Annotated in this window: 15 protein-coding genes; 10 read left to right on the forward strand and 5 right to left on the reverse strand. The window is 54.8% G+C overall.

Annotation, left to right across the window (positions count from 1 at the left end; all coding sequences use genetic code 11):
- Positions 1-7: 7 nt before the first annotated feature.
- On the reverse strand, positions 8-1198 hold the full coding sequence (gene uxuA / locus GTGU_RS05720) for a mannonate dehydratase (protein WP_038154839.1): 1191 nt from the start codon (positions 1196-1198) through the stop codon (positions 8-10).
- Between the two features lie 206 nt (positions 1199-1404).
- Here uxuA and GTGU_RS05725 point away from each other — a divergent pair, with 206 nt between their 5' ends.
- The 9 genes from GTGU_RS05725 to yejF all read left to right on the forward strand — a co-directional run bounded on the left by GTGU_RS05725 (position 1405) and on the right by yejF (position 13036).
- On the forward strand, positions 1405-2871 hold the full coding sequence (locus GTGU_RS05725) for a mannitol dehydrogenase family protein (protein ID WP_038154841.1): 1467 nt from the start codon (positions 1405-1407) through the stop codon (positions 2869-2871).
- A gap of 118 nt (positions 2872-2989) precedes the next feature.
- A complete protein-coding gene (locus tag GTGU_RS05730; protein ID WP_038154931.1) occupies positions 2990-3967 on the forward strand; it encodes a CobW family GTP-binding protein in 978 nt (325 codons plus the stop codon).
- 43 nt (positions 3968-4010) lie between these two features.
- A complete protein-coding gene (locus GTGU_RS05735) occupies positions 4011-4724 on the forward strand; it encodes a phosphatase PAP2 family protein (protein ID WP_038154932.1) in 714 nt (237 codons plus the stop codon).
- Between the two features lie 418 nt (positions 4725-5142).
- The gene (gene mepS / locus GTGU_RS05740) at positions 5143-5712 is read left to right on the forward strand and encodes a bifunctional murein DD-endopeptidase/murein LD-carboxypeptidase (RefSeq protein WP_038154843.1); all 570 of its coding nucleotides are present in this window, start codon (positions 5143-5145) and stop codon (positions 5710-5712) included.
- 166 nt (positions 5713-5878) lie between these two features.
- The gene (locus tag GTGU_RS05745; protein ID WP_038154845.1) at positions 5879-7441 is read left to right on the forward strand and encodes a cyclic di-GMP phosphodiesterase; all 1563 of its coding nucleotides are present in this window, start codon (positions 5879-5881) and stop codon (positions 7439-7441) included.
- Positions 7442-7511: 70 nt separating this feature from the next.
- A complete protein-coding gene (locus tag GTGU_RS05750; RefSeq protein WP_038154847.1) occupies positions 7512-9317 on the forward strand; it encodes an extracellular solute-binding protein in 1806 nt (601 codons plus the stop codon).
- 8 nt (positions 9318-9325) lie between these two features.
- Entirely contained in the window at positions 9326-10420 is a 1095-nt protein-coding gene (locus tag GTGU_RS05755; RefSeq protein ID WP_038154849.1) for a microcin C ABC transporter permease YejB, read from the forward strand.
- Positions 10420-11445, forward strand: coding sequence for a microcin C ABC transporter permease (locus tag GTGU_RS05760; protein ID WP_038154850.1), 1026 nt, complete (start codon positions 10420-10422; stop codon positions 11443-11445). Before GTGU_RS05755 ends, GTGU_RS05760 begins: the two co-directional genes overlap by 1 nt.
- Position 11446: 1 nt before the next feature.
- Complete coding sequence (gene yejF, locus GTGU_RS05765) at positions 11447-13036, forward strand: microcin C ABC transporter ATP-binding protein YejF (RefSeq protein ID WP_038154851.1); 1590 nt, start codon at positions 11447-11449, stop codon at positions 13034-13036.
- A gap of 3 nt (positions 13037-13039) precedes the next feature.
- On the opposite strand, the gene GTGU_RS05770 is transcribed toward yejF, so the two are convergent.
- The 3 genes from GTGU_RS05770 to rsuA all read right to left on the reverse strand — a co-directional run bounded on the left by GTGU_RS05770 (position 13040) and on the right by rsuA (position 15639).
- Positions 13040-13384 (reverse strand): YejG family protein, encoded by a 345-nt coding sequence (locus tag GTGU_RS05770; protein ID WP_038154853.1) that lies wholly within the window; start codon positions 13382-13384, stop codon positions 13040-13042.
- A gap of 335 nt (positions 13385-13719) precedes the next feature.
- Positions 13720-14916, reverse strand: coding sequence for a Bcr/CflA family multidrug efflux MFS transporter (locus GTGU_RS05775; protein WP_038154855.1), 1197 nt, complete (start codon positions 14914-14916; stop codon positions 13720-13722).
- A 15-nt stretch (positions 14917-14931) separates the two neighbouring features.
- Positions 14932-15639 carry a 16S rRNA pseudouridine(516) synthase RsuA gene (rsuA, locus tag GTGU_RS05780; RefSeq protein ID WP_038154857.1) on the reverse strand — a complete coding sequence of 236 codons (708 nt, stop codon included), beginning with the start codon at positions 15637-15639 and terminating at the stop codon, positions 14932-14934.
- Between the two features lie 149 nt (positions 15640-15788).
- Here rsuA and radD point away from each other — a divergent pair, with 149 nt between their 5' ends.
- A complete protein-coding gene (gene radD, locus GTGU_RS05785) occupies positions 15789-17546 on the forward strand; it encodes a DNA repair helicase RadD (protein ID WP_038154934.1) in 1758 nt (585 codons plus the stop codon).
- Here radD and GTGU_RS05790 read toward each other — a convergent pair.
- Positions 17538-18428: an SDR family oxidoreductase gene (locus GTGU_RS05790; protein ID WP_038154859.1), complete on the reverse strand. Its 891-nt coding sequence runs from the start codon at positions 18426-18428 to the stop codon at positions 17538-17540. The genes radD and GTGU_RS05790 overlap by 9 nt on opposite strands.
- Between the last annotated feature and the right edge of the window lie 75 nt (positions 18429-18503).

Consider the following 18503-nt stretch of genomic DNA (forward strand, 5'->3'; position numbering starts at 1 on the left):
TGCCTGATTACAGCAAGTCAGGGTATTTCGTCATTTTCAGCGCCAGCTCAACGCCGCGCACTTCCGCCATCCCTTTCAGACGGCCAATCGCCGAATAACCCGGATTGGTTTTCTTTTTCAGATCGTCGAGCATCTGGTGACCGTGATCCGGACGGAACGGAATCGGACGCAGATCACCCGCTTTTTTACGCCGCTGCTCTTCGCTCAGAATCGCATCCACCACCGCCACCATATTGACGTCACCATACAGATGCGCTCCTTCATGGAAGGTTTTCGGGTTGTCTTCCCGGCAGGTCGCACGCAGGTGCGTGAAGTGAATACGATCACCAAAGGTTTTAATCATCTTCACCAGATCGTTATCGGCGCGTACGCCGTAGGAGCCGGTGCACATGGTGAAACCGTTGTTGACGCTGTCGACGGTCTCTTTCAGCCACTGCATATCTTCAATGGTCGACACAATACGCGGCAGGCCCAGAATCGGGCGCGGCGGATCGTCCGGGTGGACAGCCAGACGCACGCCCACTTCTTCTGCCACCGGCACAATGGCGCGCAGGAAACGGGCCATATTCTCGCGCAGGGTTTCTTTGCTGATATGGTCATACTCTGCCAGACGCGCGCGGAACTGTTCGAGGGTATACCCTTCTTCCGCCCCCGGCAGACCCGCAATAATGTTGCGCGTCAGCTTGTTGATATCCGCTTCGCTCATCGCGTGGAAATACGCCAGCGCCTGACGCTGTTCTTCGGCGCTGTAATCCGCTTCGGCACCTTCACGCTTGAGGATATGCAGCTCAAAAGCTGCAAAAGCGATTTGATCAAACCGCAGCGCTTTTGAGCCGTCCGGCAGCTGATATTCGAGGTCAGTTCGCGTCCAGTCGAGGATCGGCATGAAGTTGTAGCACACCGTATCAATGCCGCAGGCCGCCAGGTTGCGGATGCTCTGCTGATAGTTGGTAATCCAGGTGTCGCACTGCCCGCTATGGGTTTTGATATCTTCATGCACCGGAATACTCTCGACCACCGACCAGGTCAGCCCTTTCTCCGCCAGCAACGCCTGACGCTGTTTAATTTCCTCAACCGGCCAGACGTGTCCATTCGGGATATGGTGCAATGCGGTCACGACCCCCGTCGCCCCCGCCTGACGCACATCATCAAGAGATACCGGATCGTTCGGCCCATACCAACGCCAGGTTTGCTCCATGGTCTCACCCTCTAAAGTTGTTATACCAATACAAATAAGCGTAATGACGACTACCATACAGGCTTACGCATAATGGTCAAACACACTGGCAGCATTGATTGATCCAGCTCACATTAACCACAGAAACAAGGCACACCAATTTAAATTGTTGTCATATAACTTTACACTGACGCTTGTTAACCAACCGTTATTCAGGTGTATACAGAATGAAGAATATTGCCACCATCAGACTCCCTGACAGCGTTCAATGCCCCTCTTATGACCGGCAGAAGCTCCGCTCACGCATTGTGCATCTCGGCTTTGGCGCTTTTCATCGCGCTCACCAGGCACTGCTGACGGATCGGGTGCTGAACGCGACAGGAGGCGACTGGGGCATTTGCGAAATCAGCCTGTTCAGTGGCGATCAATTAATGGCGCAACTGCGCGAGCAGGACCATCTCTACACGGTGCTTGAAAAAGGTGCTACGGGAAATCAGGCTATTGTGGTAGGCGCAGTGCATGAATGCCTGAACGCAAAACTGGATTCACTGGCGGCGATCATCGAAAAGTTTTGTGAGCCGCAGGTGGCAATTGTCTCTTTGACCATCACCGAAAAAGGGTATTGCATCGACCCGGCCACCGGTCAGCTTGATGTCAATCAGCCGCGCATTGTGCACGATCTGGAAAACCCGCAAGCGCCCCACTCCGCTCCGGGGATCCTGGTCGAGGCCCTGCATCGCCGTCGCGCACGCGGTCTGCCGCCCTTTACCGTGCTCTCCTGCGATAACATTCCTGATAACGGTCACGTAGTGGAGAATGCTGTGCTGGGTATGGCAAGTAAACGCTCCCCGGCGCTGGCGACATGGATTGCTGAAAATGTCAGTTTTCCGGGAACCATGGTTGATCGCATTGTGCCCGCCGCCACCGAAGAGTCGTTGCAGGAAATCGCCGCCCTGCTCGGCGTGCCTGATCCCTGTGCCATCAGTGGCGAACCGTTTATCCAGTGGGTGATAGAAGATAACTTTGTTGCCGGTCGCCCGGAATGGGAAGAGGCTGGCGTACAGATGGTCAATGATGTACGGCCATGGGAGCAGATGAAACTCCGCATGCTGAATGGCAGTCATTCATTCCTCGCGTATCTCGGTTACCTCGCCGGTTTTCAGCATATCAGCGACTGCATGCAGAATGCGGATTTCCGTGAGGCAGCCAGACGCCTGATGCTTGCCGAACAGGCGCCGACACTGAGCATCACCGGGGTGGATCTGACGGCGTACGCTGACAGCCTGATCGCCCGTTTCAGCAACCCGGCGCTGCAACACCGCACCTGGCAGATTGCGATGGATGGCAGCCAGAAACTTCCCCAGCGCCTGCTGGACAGTGTTCGCATGCATCTGGCGCGCCACAGTGAGTGGTCCTTGCTCGCGCTCGGCGTCGCCGGATGGATGCGGTACGTCAGCGGCACGGATGATGCCGGTAACGCCATTGACATACGCGACCCGCTGGCAGAAAAAATTCACCAGCTCGTTACAGGGAGTCGCGAGGAAGAGCGCGTCACGGCGCTACTGACACTGAGCGAAATCTTCGGAAACGACCTGCCGCACGAGGCCCGTTTTGTGGCGGCGGTACAGCGGGCCTGGCAGCGTATAGCGGATAATGGTGCGCGGGAGGCGCTCATCGCCACACTGCGAAGTTAGCATTTTCTGCGGTTTAGCGAGCAAACGGGACATTTGTCCGCCTTACAACTTCTCATTCTGATAATTTTTCGCCAGGATGGTCAGTTATGTGATGAATGTAACCTTTTCTGGAGCGCTCGTGACCAAAACGAATCTGATTACCGGCTTCCTTGGTAGTGGAAAAACGACGTCGATCCTGCATCTTCTGACACACAAGCCCGCTGATGAAAAGTGGGCCGTGCTGGTTAACGAATTTGGTGAAGTGGGCATCGACGGCGCGCTGCTGGCAGACAGCGGCGCGTTGCTGAAGGAAATTCCCGGCGGATGCATGTGCTGTGTGAATGGTTTGCCGATGCAGGTAGGGCTGAACACCCTGCTGCGGCAAGGTAAGCCCGACCGACTGTTGATCGAACCGACCGGGCTGGGTCATCCAAAACAGATCCTCGACATCCTGACCGCGCCAGTCTACGAACCGTGGATCGATCTGCGCGCCACGTTGTGCGTGCTTGATCCCCGTCAGTTGCTGGACGACAAAGTGCTGAACAATCATAACTTCCGCGATCAACTTGCCGCCGCAGATATCATAATTGCCAATAAGCAGGATCGTGAGACGCCGGAAAGCCAGCAGGCGCTGGCAAGCTGGTGGGCGCAGAACGGTGAGGGTCGTGAATTACACCATGTCACCCAGGGCGCGATATCACTTCCTTTACTGGACGCACCACGCAAAAATCTGGCGTCGTTGCCGGAAAGCGCTGAACATTCCCATTCGCATGCCTCCACCAAAGGGCTGGCAGCGCTGAGCCTTCCGGAGCATCAACGCTGGCGTCGCAGCACTAACAGCGGCCAGGGCTATCACGCCTGCGGCTGGATTTTCGACGCAGACACCCGATTCGAAACCATCGGTTTGCTGGAATGGGCGCGGCTCGCGCCAGTGACCCGCGTGAAGGGCGTGCTGCGCATCCCGGAAGGGCTGGTACGTATTAATCGCCAGGGGCTGGATCTGCATATTGAAACACAGAATGTCGCGCCACCGGACAGCCGCATTGAATTAATCAATGACGCTGACGTCGACTGGAATTCATTACAGGCGGCTCTGTTGAAGCTTCGTTTAGATTAGCACCGCTATGGTTGCCACCATTATTAATGCCAATGATACAACGATGAAAACCCGAATTTCCCTTAATATTCTGCTGAGTGCTGCCGGTGTGGCGCTTTTTTTGTCCTGGTATTTGCCTGTCAATCACGGCTACTGGTCTGTGCTTGATTCCGCAATTTTCCACTTTTTTAACCACGGTCTGGGCGAAAGCCGCGCTTATGTCTGGTTTCTGGCGATCACCAACAACCGCGCCTTTGATGCCTGTTCGTTGCTGGCAATGGGTTGCCTGATGCTGAGTTTCTGGCGCAAGGCTGATGACGCCGGGCGTCGCCGCATTGTGATCATCGGCCTGACCATGTTGCTGGCGGCGGTAGTCATTAACCAGCTGGCGCAACATCTGATGCCGGTGAAGCGCGCCAGTCCGACGCTCTATTTCACTGATATCTACCGGGTTAAGGATCTGCTGCATATTCCGACGAAAGACGCGTCCAAAGACAGTTTCCCCGGTGATCATGGCATGATGCTGCTCATTTTTGCCGGATTTATGTGGCGATATTTCGGCACAAAAGCGTTTGTGATTTCCCTTATTATCGTGGTGGTTTTTGCCTTCCCCCGTCTGATGATTGGCGCACACTGGTTTACCGATATTGCGGTAGGTTCTCTGACCGCAGTGCTGATTGGATTGCCATGGGTGTTAATGACACCGCTCAGCGATAAGGTTATTCATCTGTTTGACAGATATCTTCCGCCTGTAAAGAAACAAAAAATAAACAATTAAGCGAAACTAATTAACATCCAATATCAGGGATCACAATTGATCCCTGAATATAAATGATGTTTTTTTATTCAACTTCGTCCGCTTCCCGTCACACTAAAGTCTCTTATAAATGAATCAATTGGCTAATTAAGCAGCAAAAATAGCGCTATTTCTCGCTATGCCATTTTGTCACTTTCTGTATCACTTTTTCTTATAAAAAATGAGACAAAACCGCTCGCAATGCCAACCTCGATCGGGTAACCTCAATCTCGTTTTGCCGTGCAGACGTTAATTATTCGCTATGTGAATAATTTTGTGCGTCAGTCCACAGTTTTGCGGATTCTTAATTGTCTCATTGTCTGGCGGTATTTAGTCTCGGTACGTTTGGCATTTTTTATAACGATTTCTTCGTTAAGGACTTCAAGGGAAAATAAACGAAATGGTCAAATCTCAACCGATTTTGAGATATGTTCTGCGGGCGATTCCCGCGGTTGCAGTCGCGGTTCTGCTTTCTGCATGTAGCTCAACAAATACCGCTAAGAATATGCATCCTGAGACGCGTGTTGTGGGTATGGAAGATCCCTCTTCACTGCAAGCCTCTCAGGATGAATTTGAATCCATGGTGCGTAACCTCGACGTTAAATCGCGTCTGATGGATCAATATGCCAGCTGGAAAGGCGTTCGTTACCGTCTGGGTGGCGATACCAAACGCGGCATCGACTGCTCTGCGTTTGTTCAGCGCACGTTCCGTGAACAGTTTGGTTTAGAGCTGCCTCGCTCTACCTGGGAACAACAGGAAACCGGTAAGTCCATTAAGCGTGGTCAACTGCGCACTGGCGATCTCGTTCTGTTCCGCGCCGGGTCAACTGGCCGTCATGTGGGGATCTACATTGGCAATAATCAGTTCGTCCATGCGTCTACCAGCAGCGGCGTAACGATTTCCAGCATGAATGAACCATACTGGAATAAGCGCTACAACGAAGCGCGTCGCGTACTGAGCCGCTCGTAATTTTTTCTGTTGTCGGTTACCCTTGGCCGACGGCAGAAATCAAAAAGAAGCACTGCTGCGGCAGTGTTTTTTTTGCGCTGATATGCACAGGCCCGGCAGTGACAGTCATTATACTCTGTTTAGCCGTTTGCCTTTTCTCTCCAGTCTTCAGGGATAATGTCCGTTTATGCTTACTCGCTACTTTTCAGTCGGCCGAAAGATTGTGTTATTCAGCTTTCTGGCGGGGCTGCTGGCTGCTCTGCTGGCCGGGAGTATGCAGTACACGGTGATCCACCATAAACGGACCGAGCAGTTTGATTCAATAATCAAGAACCTGCATTCCTACCTGAATAACTATTTTAATGAGCTTCTGACTACCATCGATTACCTGCAGCCGCTCACCATGAGCCCCTGCAGCCAGATCCAGCAGGAGCTTACCGCCCGTGCGGCCTTCAGCGTCAACGTTCGCGCTTTTGTACTGGTCGTTGACAAACGCGCTCTCTGCTCGTCCGCAACGGGTGCCATGAACCTGCCGTTTGACAGCCTTTCCACTGATGTCAACCCTGATAAAGTGTCAGACATGCAACTGCTTTCCGGTACGCCGATGATGCCCTCCAGCCCGGCGTTCGCTATCTGGGTGCGCAACCCGCTGATGAAAAACCATGGCGTTTTTGCCTCTGTGAATGCCAACCTCACCCCGTTTTTGCTTTACTCGGCTAAGCAGAATAACTTTTCCGGCATCGCACTGGTGGTTCACAATCGCGCGCTGGCGACATTTTCCAGTAAGCTTGTTGATCCGGCGACGCTCAACGTCAAGCCGGTGCGTATTGCGAAAATCGATAAGCTGCCGCTTCAGGTTTACCTTTATGGCACCATGTGGAGCACACAGGATACGCAATATGCTGTGTTGCTGATGATCGTGGTCGGTCTGCTGACCGGATTGCTGTGCTTTTATATCCTCAGCATCGGCAATCGCCCGGGGAAAGAGATCCTTACCGCGATTAAGCGCAATCAGTTTTATGTGGTTTACCAGCCAGTGGTTTCCAGCAGCGATATGAAAATTCGCGGTGCTGAAGTGCTGATGCGCTGGAAGCATCCGACGGCCGGAGAAATTCCCCCGGATGCGTTTATCAACTTTGCCGAAGCGCAAAATCTGATTGTGCCGCTGACGCAGCATCTGTTCGAACTGATCGCCCGCGACGCGCCGGCGTTGCAGAAAATTTTGCCACCGGGGGCAAAACTGGGGATCAACATCGCGCCTGGGCACTTGCATACGCCGAGTTTTCAGAATGATATGCGCGCGTTGAGTGCCGCATTACCGCCGAATTATTTCCAGGTGGTGCTCGAAATTACCGAACGCGATACGCTTCAGCAAAAGGAGGCGATGAAAATCTTCGAGTGGTTGCACCACGAAGGGTTTGAAATTGCTATTGATGATTTCGGTACCGGACACAGCGCGCTGATTTACCTCGAGCGTTACGCCTTTGATTACCTGAAAATCGACCGTGGATTTATCAAGGCCATCGGCACCGAAACAGTGACCTCCCCGGTGCTGGATGCCGTGCTGACGCTGGCGAAACGACTGGATCTGGTCACGGTCGCCGAAGGCGTGGAGACACAGGAGCAGGCGGAGTGGCTGCGTGCTCACGGCGTGAATTTCCTGCAGGGATACTGGATCAGCCGTCCGATAACGCTCGACCGCTTCCTTGCGGCCGGGAACGAACCTGCGAAATATTTCACAAGCGACTGAGTGTCACTTATTATTCAGGGACAAGAGGTTAGTTCATGTTGAACGGCCCGCAAAAGGATGCTGTCCGGTTATGATTCTACGTCTGAGTCTCATACTGATTGCTCTGTTCAGCCTGCAAGGTCAGGCGCAGACAATCAAAGAGAGCTATGCGTTTGCTGTTATCGGCGAACCTAAATATGCCGTTAATTTTAACCACTTTGATTACGTCAACCCGGCTGCGCCAAAAGGCGGTGCAGTGACGCTGTCAGAAATTGGCACCTTTGATAACTTCAACCGCTATGCCCTGCGAGGCAAAGCGGGCGTGCGTACCGAATCGCTGTATGATTCCCTGTTTACCACCTCGGATGATGAACCCGGCAGTTACTATCCGCTCGTCGCAGAAACCACGCGTTATGCGGACAATTTCTCCTGGGCTGAAATCACCCTGAACCCGAAAGCCCGTTATCATGACGGCTCACCCATCACCGCGAAAGACGTCGCGTTTACTTTTCAGAAGTTTATGACCGAGGGCGTGCCGCAGTTCCGTCTGTATTACAAAGGCACAACGGTCAAAGCCATCGCGCCGCTCACCGTACGCATTGAGATGGGCCAGCCTGGCAAAGAGAACATGCTCGGCCTGTTCACCCTGCCGATCATGCCTGAGTCGTTCTGGCGTGATCACAAGCTCAGCGACCCGCTCGCCATGCCGCCGCTCGCCAGCGGCCCCTACCGCATCACCAACTGGAAAATGGGCCAGTACATCATCTATTCCCGGGTGAAGGATTACTGGGGTGCCAGCCTGCCTGTCAACCGTGGGCGCTGGAATTTCGACACCATCCGCTACGACTATTACCTTGATGACAACGTGGCATTTGAAGCCTTTAAGGCTGGCGCGTTCGATATGCGCATCGAAGGCAGCGCCAAAAACTGGGCGACCCGTTACATCGGCAAAAACTTTGATAATCACAACATCGTCATGGACGCGCAAAAGAACACCTCGGCGCAGAATACCCGCTGGCTGGCGTTTAACGTTCAGCGCCCTGTCTTCAGCGATCGCAAAGTGCGCGAGGCGATTACGCTGGCGTTTGATTTCGAATGGATGAACAAAGCCCTGTTCTACTCAGCCTATAGTCGGGCGAACAGCTATTTCCAGAACACCGAATACGCGGCGCGCAATTACCCCGACGCCGATGAGCTCGTGCTGCTGGCGCCCATGAAGCCCGACCTGCCGCCGGAAGTGTTCACCAGCATCTACCAGCCGCCCGTGTCGGACGGCGGCGGCTTTGACCGCGACAACCTGCTGAAAGCCAGCAAACTGCTTGATGAGGCGGGGTGGCCGCTAAAAGGTCAGCAGCGCATCAACGCGAAAACCGGTAAGCCGTTACGCTTTGAGCTGCTGCTGGGCTCCGGCGGCAATAATCAGTGGGTGCTTCCCTTCCAGCACAGCCTCAGCCGTCTCGGTGTAACGCTTGAGATTCGCCAGGTGGATAACGCGCAGCTGAATAATCGTCTGCGCAGCCGCGACTACGATATGATGCCGGTACTGTGGCAGGCGGCACCGTGGCCGAGTTCCGATCTGCAAATCGCCTGGGCTTCGCAGTATGTCGATTCCACCTACAACGCTCCGGGCGTTAAAAATCCGGTGATCGATAAACTCATCGCTGAGATCATCCGCTGGCAGGGAAACAAAGAGAAACTCCTGCCCCTCGGACGCGCGCTGGACCGTGTCCTCACATGGAATTACTATCAGTTACCCATGTGGTACATGGCAGAAGATCGCATCGCTTACTGGGATAAGTTTTCCCACCCGGTCATGCGCCCCGTTTATTCGCTCGGCTTTGATACCTGGTGGTATGACGTTAATAAAGCCGCGAAACTGCCTGCAGACAGACGTTAAGGAACCCTATGGGCGCGTACCTGATCCGCCGATTATTACTGGTGATCCCGACCCTGTGGGCGATCATCACCATTAACTTTTTTATCGTGCAAATTGCGCCTGGCGGCCCGGTTGACCAGGCGATTGCGGCGATTCAGTTCGGCGATCGCAGTGCCCTGCCTGGTGCGGGTGGCGAAGGGATGGGCGCCACGCATGCGCGCACCGGCGTCGGCAATATCAGCGACGGTCAGTATCGCGGTGCGCGGGGGCTGGATCCGGAAGTCATTGCTGAAATCACGCACCGTTACGGCTTCGATAAACCCATTCATGAACGCTATTTTAAGATGCTGGGCGAATATCTGCGTTTTGACTTCGGCAACAGTCTCTTTCGCAGCGCCTCGGTATTACAACTGGTGAAAGACAGCCTGCCGGTCTCCATCTCGCTCGGGATCTGGAGCACGCTGATCATCTATCTGGTTTCGATTCCTCTCGGCATTCGTAAGGCGGTGCAAAACGGCAGCCGTTTCGACATCTGGAGCAGCGCGTTTATCATCATCGGCTACGCCATCCCGGCATTCCTGTTTGCTATTTTACTGATCGTCTTTTTCGCAGGCGGTAGTTATTACGATCTCTTCCCCCTGCGCGGACTGACCTCCGCCAGTTTCGACGCCCTGCCGTGGTATAAACAGATTACCGATTACCTCTGGCACATCACCCTGCCGGTGCTGGCGACAGTGATTGGCGGCTTTGCGGCGCTAACCATGCTGACCAAAAACTCGTTCCTTGATGAGATCCGCAAGCAGTACGTGGTCACCGCGCGCGCCAAAGGGGTGAGCGAACATAACATTCTGTGGAAGCACATTTTCCGTAACGCGATGCTACTGGTGATCGCCGGTTTTCCTGCCACCTTCATCAGCATGTTCTTTACCGGTTCGCTGCTGATTGAGGTGATGTTCTCCCTCAACGGCCTGGGGCTGTTGGGTTACGAGGCCACCCTCTCCCGCGATTACCCGGTAATGTTTGGCACGCTTTACATCTTCACCCTGATTGGTCTGCTGCTGAATATCATCAGTGATATCAGCTATACGCTGGTGGATCCACGCATTGATTTTGAGGGCCGCTGATGCCGCGATTAAGTCCCGTCAACCAGGCCCGCTGGGCGCGCTTTCGCCATAACCGTCGCGGTTACTGGTCTTTGTGGCTGTTTCTCATTCTGTTTACCTGCAGCCTGTTTTCCGAACTGCTGGCGAACGACAAGCCATTGCTGGTGCAGTATCGCGGCAGTTTGTACGTGCCCTTTCTGAAGGACTACACCGAACAGCAGTTCGGTGGTGTCTTTACAACCAGCGCTGATTATCAGGATCCCTGGCTGCAAAAACAGCTGGAAGATAACGGCTGGGTACTCTGGCCGCCCGTTCGCTTTGGCGCCACCAGCATTAATTTCGCCACCGATCGCCCCTTCCCTTCCCCGCCCTCGGCGACCAACTGGCTGGGTACTGATGCCAACGGCGGCGACGTGCTGGCGCGTATTCTCTATGGTACCCGCATCTCCGTGCTGTTCGGCCTGATGCTGACGCTATGCTCCAGCGTCATGGGCGTGCTGGCGGGTGCGTTGCAGGGGTATTACGGCGGAAAAATTGATCTCTGGGGTCAGCGTTTTATCGAAGTGTGGTCCGGCATGCCGACGTTGTTTTTAATCATCCTGCTGTCGAGCGTGGTACAGCCCAATTTCTGGTGGCTGCTCGCCATTACCGTGCTGTTTGGCTGGATGGCGCTGGTGGGCGTGGTGCGCGCTGAATTCCTGCGTACGCGAAACTTCGACTATATTCGCGCCGCGCAGGCGCTGGGGGTGAGTGACCGCGGCATTATCTTCCGCCATATGCTGCCTAACGCGATGGTCGCGACGCTCACCTTTCTGCCGTTTATTCTTTGCAGCTCTATCACCACGCTGACGTCACTTGATTTCCTCGGCTTCGGGCTGCCGCTTGGCTCGCCGTCGCTGGGCGAACTGCTGTTGCAGGGGAAGAATAACCTGCAGGCGCCGTGGCTCGGCATTACCGCGTTTCTGTCAGTGGCCGTGCTGTTGTCGCTGCTGATTTTTATTGGCGAAGCCGTGCGCGATGCCTTCGATCCCAATAAGGCGGTGTAAGATGACCTCTCCCTTACTGACCATCGACAATCTCTCCATCGCATTTACCGATCGCGGTGAAAGCCGTACGGTGGTGAGCGATCTGTCGTTGCAGGTCAACGCGGGCGAAACCCTGGCACTGGTAGGAGAGTCCGGTTCCGGAAAGAGCGTGTCTGCCCTTTCGGTGCTGCGACTGCTCCCATCCCCCCCGGTCAGTTATCCGGGCGGAGATATCCGCTTTCATGGTCAGTCTTTGTTGCATGCCGATGAACGGACCCTGCGGGGCATTCGTGGCAACCGCATCGCCATGATTTTCCAGGAACCAATGGTCTCGCTGAATCCGCTGCATACGCTGGAAAAACAGCTGTACGAAGTGCTGTCGTTGCACCGCGGCATGCGCAAAGAAGCTGCGCGGGCGGAAATCCTCGACTGCCTCGATCGCGTTGGGATCCGTAATGCGCCGAAGCGACTGGTGGATTATCCGCATCAGCTTTCCGGCGGCGAACGTCAACGCGTGATGATTGCCATGGCGTTACTGACGCGACCGGAACTCCTGATCGCCGACGAACCTACCACCGCGCTTGACGTCTCCGTACAGGCGCAAATCCTGCAACTGCTGCGCGAACTGCGTGACGAGTTGAACATGGGGCTGCTGTTTATCACCCACAACCTGAGCATCGTGCGCAGGCTGGCTGATAACGTGGCGGTAATGCAGAACGGTCGTTGTGTGGAGCAAAACAGCGCCAGCGCGCTCTTTTCCGCCCCTGTTCACCCTTACACCTGCAAACTTATCGACAGTGAACCATCCGGTGATCCTGTCCCGCTCAACGAACACGCCGAACCGCTGCTGCAGATTGAAAAACTGAGCGTGGCGTTTCCGGTGCGAAAAGGCGTACTGCGCCGCGTCGTGGACAGCAATCGCGTAGTAAAAGAGATCAGCTTTTCACTGCGCCCGGGGGAAACGCTGGGGCTGGTCGGCGAATCCGGCTCCGGGAAAAGCACCACCGGGCTGGCGTTACTGCGGCTGATTGCCTCGGAAGGCTCGATTGTTTTTGACGGGCAGGCGCTACAGGGGCGCAACCGCAAACAGATGTTGCCGTTGCGTCATCGTATTCAGGTGGTGTTTCAGGATCCAAACTCGTCTCTGAACCCGCGTCTTAACGTCCTGCAGATTATCGAAGAAGGATTGCGCGTGCACCAGCCCGCGCTCACGCCGGCGCAGCGTGAAGAAGAAGTGATCCGCGTGATGCAAGAGGTCGGACTTGATCCGCAAACCCGTCAGCGTTACCCGGCGGCGTTTTCCGGTGGTCAGCGCCAGCGCATTGCGATTGCCCGCGCACTGATCCTCAAACCAGAACTGATTGTACTGGATGAACCGACCTCATCGCTGGACAGAACCGTGCAGGCGCAAATCCTCGCGCTGCTCAAGGCATTACAGGAGAAACATCGCCTGGCTTACATTTTCATCAGCCACGATCTCCATGTGGTTCGATCGCTGTGTCATCAGGTGATTGTGTTGCGTCAGGGGGAAGTTGTGGAGCAAGGAGAGTGTCAGCGCGTCTTTGCCGCACCGCAGCAGGAGTATACCCGTCAGCTACTGTCGTTGAGCTGACGGTCAGAAAGGATTATTACCGGAAAACGGCTCTGCAATCGCCACGCCGAAATTTTTCAGGCGGCAGGTCGCGGCGTACTCGTCCTGACAGTTCACGAAAAGGCAGGGTTCCCCTTCGCATTCCAGTACGGAACAGGCCACTTCAATATCCGTTAATGCCTGACTGAGTTTATGCATCACTGGCCAGGCTTTTTCGCCATCCGGACTCAGCAGTTTAAGGCCAACAAGGCTGTTATCGCTCAGCGGGCCGTTTTGCGGAATCGGTTCAACTCTTGAACCTGCAAAACCGGCAGACCAGCGATAGCTCTGCGGCAAGCGGTGAACGATGGAAAGCTGCATGGTATTCACGATTTTTCCCCAGGAAAAAACAAAACTTCACAATAATTTCACATTTATATTAACACATCGTTGACAGATCGTCCTGCAAACCACGCGGAAAACGTTTACATCTGCACCTGGCAAGGTTTAACGATTTATTATCCTGCGTTTTACAAAACTGCTACGGATGCATTTCGCGCTATATGTACCCGTTTCTGTGATCTAACACAACCTTTTTGTCTACATCGATGTGACTTTTTACATAAATTGATTTTACATAAAAGAAACATCCATCAGAACAACGAACAGAAACTCCGTTGATATGTGTCAAGAAAGGGGGCCAATTTACCCCCATAGAGGCAGGATTAGTGAAGGTTTTTCCTGGGCCGACTGGCGTAAAGAAAGAAAAGAAGCGAACAACTGGCGCAAAAAATGATGGAAATCAGCATCGGCCAGCCGGTGGTAAACGTTGCCAGTGAAAGAACAGCGCCCACGATGGCACCAATACCGAAACGGAACGTCCCCGCAAGCGATGACGCGGTGCCGGCCATGTGCGGAAACTCATCCAGAATGACCGCCATCGCATTTGACGATACCATCGCCACACAACCAACAAACACAGCAACGCCCAGCACCAGCGCCCAGAACCCCACGCCAAGCAGTGCGCAGGCCACCATCCACAGCGCCATCACAAACTGGATCCATAACCCGGCACGGAACATATTCAGCGCTCCTGCCCGGCGCACAAAGCGGCCGTTAATGATGGTCATGATAAACAGAAAGACGATGTTCAGCGCAAAGTAGTAGCCAAAGTGCTGCGGGGAGACGTGGTTAAGCTCGATATAAACAAACGGACCGGCACTGAGAAAGGAGAACATGCCGGCGAAGCTGAAACCGCTGGCAAGCATATAGCTCAGCACGCGTTTATGGCGAAACAGCGCCGCGAAATTGCCGATGGTTGTGCGGATGTGGAATTTCTGTCGCCGCCCGACAGGCAATGTTTCGTGAATAAAAAAGAACACCATCACTGAAGCCAGCAGCGCGGCAACAGCGAGGATCCAGAAAATCGCATGCCAGCTGAACCAGACCAGCACCGCACCACCGACCATCGGTGCCACCAGCGGCGCAATGGTTGTCACCAGCATCACGAAAGACATCATGCGGGAGAACTCTTCTTTCGGGTAGATATCGCGCATCAGGGCGTTGATCACCACGCTTGCCGCGGCGGCGGCGAGGCCGTGGAAAAAACGCATTATGATCAGTTGATCGATGGTTTGCGACAATGCGCAAGCCACCGCCGCTGCGGCAAACACCAGCGTACCGCCGAGGATCACCGGCTTACGGCCAATGCTGTCCGCCATTGGCCCGTATAACAACTGGCCCAGCGCAAACCCCAGAATATAGGTGCTGAGCGTCATCTGCGCGCTGCCTGCCGGAACGCCAAATTGCGACGAGATCACCGGTAGCGCGGGCAAATACATGTCAATCGACAGCGGCATCAGCATGGCCAGCAGGCCAAGAATAAATACAATACCCAGTGAAGAATTCTGCCTGAATGTCACAAAAAGCTCCTCAGATTAGTGGGAAGGCATGCCGACACTGGCGATTTCTTCTTCGGTGAGCGGGCGGTATTCCCCCGGCTCCAGTTGTGGATCAAGCGTAATACCACCGATCCGTTCACGATGCAGGCCGACAACATGGTTGCCGACCGCAGCGAACATACGTTTCACCTGATGGTAGCGGCCTTCGCTGATCGTCAGACGCACTTGCGTCGGGGTGATCACCTCCAGCTCAGCGGGTTTAGTGAGCGATTTTTCGTTGTGCAATTGAACGCCCTGCGCGAACAGCACCGCGGTTTCGTCGCTTACCGGTGATTCCAGCGTCACCAGATAGGTTTTTTCGCAATGGTGTTTCGGTGAAGTGATACGGTGCGACCACTGACCGTCGTCGGTCATCAACACCAGCCCGGTGGTGTCGATATCCAGACGCCCTGCCGCATGTAGCTTATGCGCCACCGGCTCATCCAGGAAATAGAGCACCGTCGGATGATCCGGATCGTCCGTCGAGCAGACGTAGCCTTCCGGCTTGTTGAGCATAAAATAGCGCGGCCCGGTCTGTTGGATTAGGGGGTTGCCATCATAATCCACGACGTGCTCAGGAAGCAGTTTAAACGCGGTGTTTTTTACAATTTCGCCATCCACGGTAACGCGGCTGGCGCGGATTTCACGCCCGGCAATAGCACGGCTGACGCCGAGTTGCTGAGCGATAAACTTATCAAGTCGCATGAAGTTTTTTAGCCTGTCAGAATGCCGGAGGTCGGGAAAACATCCCGAAAAAGAAGCAATAACTGTGATCAGTATAACGGGCTGCTTTCGTCACTCAAGGAAAAAGATTCGTGGCATACTGTACGCGTGATAATAAAGACAACAGACTTATGACTTTTACACTTCGCCCCTATCAACAGGAAGCTGTCGACGCCACCCTTGCCCACTTTCGTCATCATCCTGAACCCGCCGTGATTGTGCTCCCCACCGGCGCCGGAAAAAGCCTGGTGATTGCCGAACTGGCGCGGCTGGCCCGTGGGCGTGTACTGGTGCTGGCGCATGTGAAAGAGCTGGTTGCGCAGAATCACGCCAAATACCGTGCACTGGGCCTGGAGGCCGATATTTTCGCCGCAGGACTGAAGCGTAAAGAGAGCCACGGCAAAGTGGTGTTTGGCAGCGTGCAGTCCGTTGCCCGTAATCTGGAAAGCTTTCAGGGCGAATTTTCGCTGCTGATCGTTGATGAATGCCACCGAATCGGCGATGACGACGAAAGCCAGTATCAGCAAATTTTGACGCACCTGAAAACCGTAAACCCGCAGATTCGTCTGCTGGGGCTGACCGCTACGCCGTTTCGCCTCGGCAAAGGCTGGATCTACCAGTTTCACTATCATGGCATGGTGCGTGGCAACGAAAAAGCGCTGTTTCGTGACTGCATCTATGAACTTCCCCTGCGCTACATGATTAAGCACGGCTACCTGACGCCGCCAGAACGGCTGGATATGCCGGTCGTGCAGTATGATTTCAGCCGTCTGCAGGCACAGAGCAACGGTCTGTTCAGTGAAGCGGATCTCAATCGCGAGCTGAAAAAACAGCAGCGCATCACGCCGCATATCATCAGCCAGATCATGGAGTTTGCTGAAACGCGCAAAGGGGTGATGATATTCGCTGCCACCGTCGAACATGCACGGGAAATCACTGGCCTGCTGCCTGCTGACGACGCGCGACTGATTACCGGTGAAACCCCTGGCCCACAGCGCGATGAATTAATTGAAGCCTTTAAAGCGCAGCAGTTTCGCTTTCTGGTGAACGTTTCAGTGCTGACCACCGGGTTTGATGCGCCGCATGTGGATCTCATCGCCATTCTGCGCCCGACCGAATCCGTCAGCCTGTATCAGCAAATCGTCGGCCGCGGACTGCGTCTCGCACCAGGCAAAACCGATTGTCTGATCCTCGATTATGCCGGGAACCCGCATGATCTCTATACACCGGAAGTCGGGTCGCCCAAAGGGAAAAGCGACAATGTTCCGGTACAGGTTTTTTGCCCCGATTGCGGCTTCGCTAATACGTTCTGGGGAAAAACCACCGCCGACGGCACGCTCATTGAACATTTCGGTCGTCGCTGCCAGGGTTGGTTTGAAGATGATGACGGACACCGCGAACAGTGCAACTACCGTTTCCGCTTTAAAAATTGCCCGCAATGCCATGCGGAAAATGACATTGCCGCCCGCCGCTGCCGCGAGTGCGACACCGTGCTGGTTGATCCGGATGATATGCTGAAAGCGGCGCTGAAACTCAAAGACGCGCTGGTGCTGCGCTGTAGCGGCATGGTGCTGCAACAGGGAGCGGATGAGAAAGGCGAATGGCTGAAAATTACCTATTTTGATGAAGACGGCGCTGACGTCAGCGAGCGTTTTCGCCTGCAGACACCCGCGCAGCGCACCGCGTTTGAACAACTGTTTATTCGCCCACATACCCGAACGCCCGGCGTGCCGTTACGCTGGATCACTGCCGCAGACCTTCTGGCGCAGCAGGTGTTGCTGCGCCATCCGGATTTCGTTGTGGCCCGTAAAAAAGGTCAGTTCTGGCAGGTACGGGAAAAAGTCTTCGATTACGAAGGTCGCTTCCGCCGCGCCAACGAGTTACGCTGAGTAGTCCATCGCCCGTAAGTCATCCACCAGCGACGGACCGACAGGCCGCCAGCCAAGCCGCTGCTGCGTCCAGTCGCCCGAGGCGCGTAAATCGAGCGAGGCAAAGGCGGAGAACCAGCCGAAATACGCCTGCGATTCTTCCGCGGTCAGCGACACCACCGGAATCCCCACCCCTGCGCCCACGACATCAGCAATTATCCGTGACGTCACTGCCTGCTCGGCAACCGCATGATAACGTTCGCCGCGTGCCCCCTGCTCCAGCGCCAGCCGGTAGAGCTGCGCTACGTCAGTCACGTGCGCTGCCGACCAGCAGTTGGCCCCCTCGCCAATGTACGCTGCGCTGCCCTTTTCCCGGCTGAGCGAAATATAGTAAGAGATCAGCCCCTGGCGGCGAGTGTCATGCACCTGTGGCAGTCGCATCACCCGCACATCAACACCCTCCTCCAGCAGCGCGTTACCCGCCAGTTCAGAGGCGATGCGCGGGTTAGGATGCGCCGGGTTGAATACCGTTTCCACCGCAAGTTCGCCATGCCCCGGGTCGCCCATTCCAGTGCCGGAAGTGATGATCAGCGGACGTGACGACCCTTTTAGCGCTGAGCCGAGCGCCGCAATCACCCGGCTGTCTTTCTGGCAGTTTTCGACAAAACGGCTGAAATCGTGATCGAACGCGGTGTGAATAACGGCGTCGGCCTGCGCCACACCCGCCAGCAATGAATCGGGTTCTTCAAGCGAGCCGCGATGAACCTCAACCCCAGCTTGCGTCAGCGCGCTGGCGCTGGCGTCAGAGCGCGCCAGACCAATGACCTGATGCCCGGCTGAACGCAGCTCAGGAATAAGATGGGAACCAATAAACCCTGTTGCTCCGGTAAGAAATACACGCATGAGATGCCTCCTGATAAGTCAGTCATGACATCTTACTTACGGCGTTATACTATAAAAGTAGTGACATTATCGTGG

Origin of the sequence: Trabulsiella guamensis ATCC 49490 (assembly GCF_000734965.1) — a bacterium.
GTDB lineage: Bacteria > Pseudomonadota > Gammaproteobacteria > Enterobacterales > Enterobacteriaceae > Trabulsiella > Trabulsiella guamensis.

Bases quoted from the DNA above. Each gene is read 5' to 3' on its own strand.
- GTGU_RS05760 (WP_038154850.1), top strand. From the start codon at position 10,420: ATGCCGCGATTAAGTCCCGTCAACCAGGCCCGCTGGGCGCGCTTTCGC.
- GTGU_RS05725 (WP_038154841.1), top strand. From the start codon at position 1,405: ATGAAGAATATTGCCACCATCAGACTCCCTGACAGCGTTCAATGCCCC.
- GTGU_RS05745 (WP_038154845.1), top strand. From the start codon at position 5,879: ATGCTTACTCGCTACTTTTCAGTCGGCCGAAAGATTGTGTTATTCAGC.
- GTGU_RS05750 (WP_038154847.1), top strand. From the start codon at position 7,512: ATGATTCTACGTCTGAGTCTCATACTGATTGCTCTGTTCAGCCTGCAA.
- GTGU_RS05735 (WP_038154932.1), top strand. From the start codon at position 4,011: ATGAAAACCCGAATTTCCCTTAATATTCTGCTGAGTGCTGCCGGTGTG.
- yejF (WP_038154851.1), top strand. From the start codon at position 11,447: ATGACCTCTCCCTTACTGACCATCGACAATCTCTCCATCGCATTTACC.
- mepS (WP_038154843.1), top strand. From the start codon at position 5,143: ATGGTCAAATCTCAACCGATTTTGAGATATGTTCTGCGGGCGATTCCC.
- GTGU_RS05755 (WP_038154849.1), top strand. From the start codon at position 9,326: ATGGGCGCGTACCTGATCCGCCGATTATTACTGGTGATCCCGACCCTG.
- rsuA (WP_038154857.1), bottom strand. From the start codon at position 15,639: ATGCGACTTGATAAGTTTATCGCTCAGCAACTCGGCGTCAGCCGTGCT.
- GTGU_RS05790 (WP_038154859.1), bottom strand. From the start codon at position 18,428: ATGCGTGTATTTCTTACCGGAGCAACAGGGTTTATTGGTTCCCATCTT.
- uxuA (WP_038154839.1), bottom strand. From the start codon at position 1,198: ATGGAGCAAACCTGGCGTTGGTATGGGCCGAACGATCCGGTATCTCTT.
- radD (WP_038154934.1), top strand. From the start codon at position 15,789: ATGACTTTTACACTTCGCCCCTATCAACAGGAAGCTGTCGACGCCACC.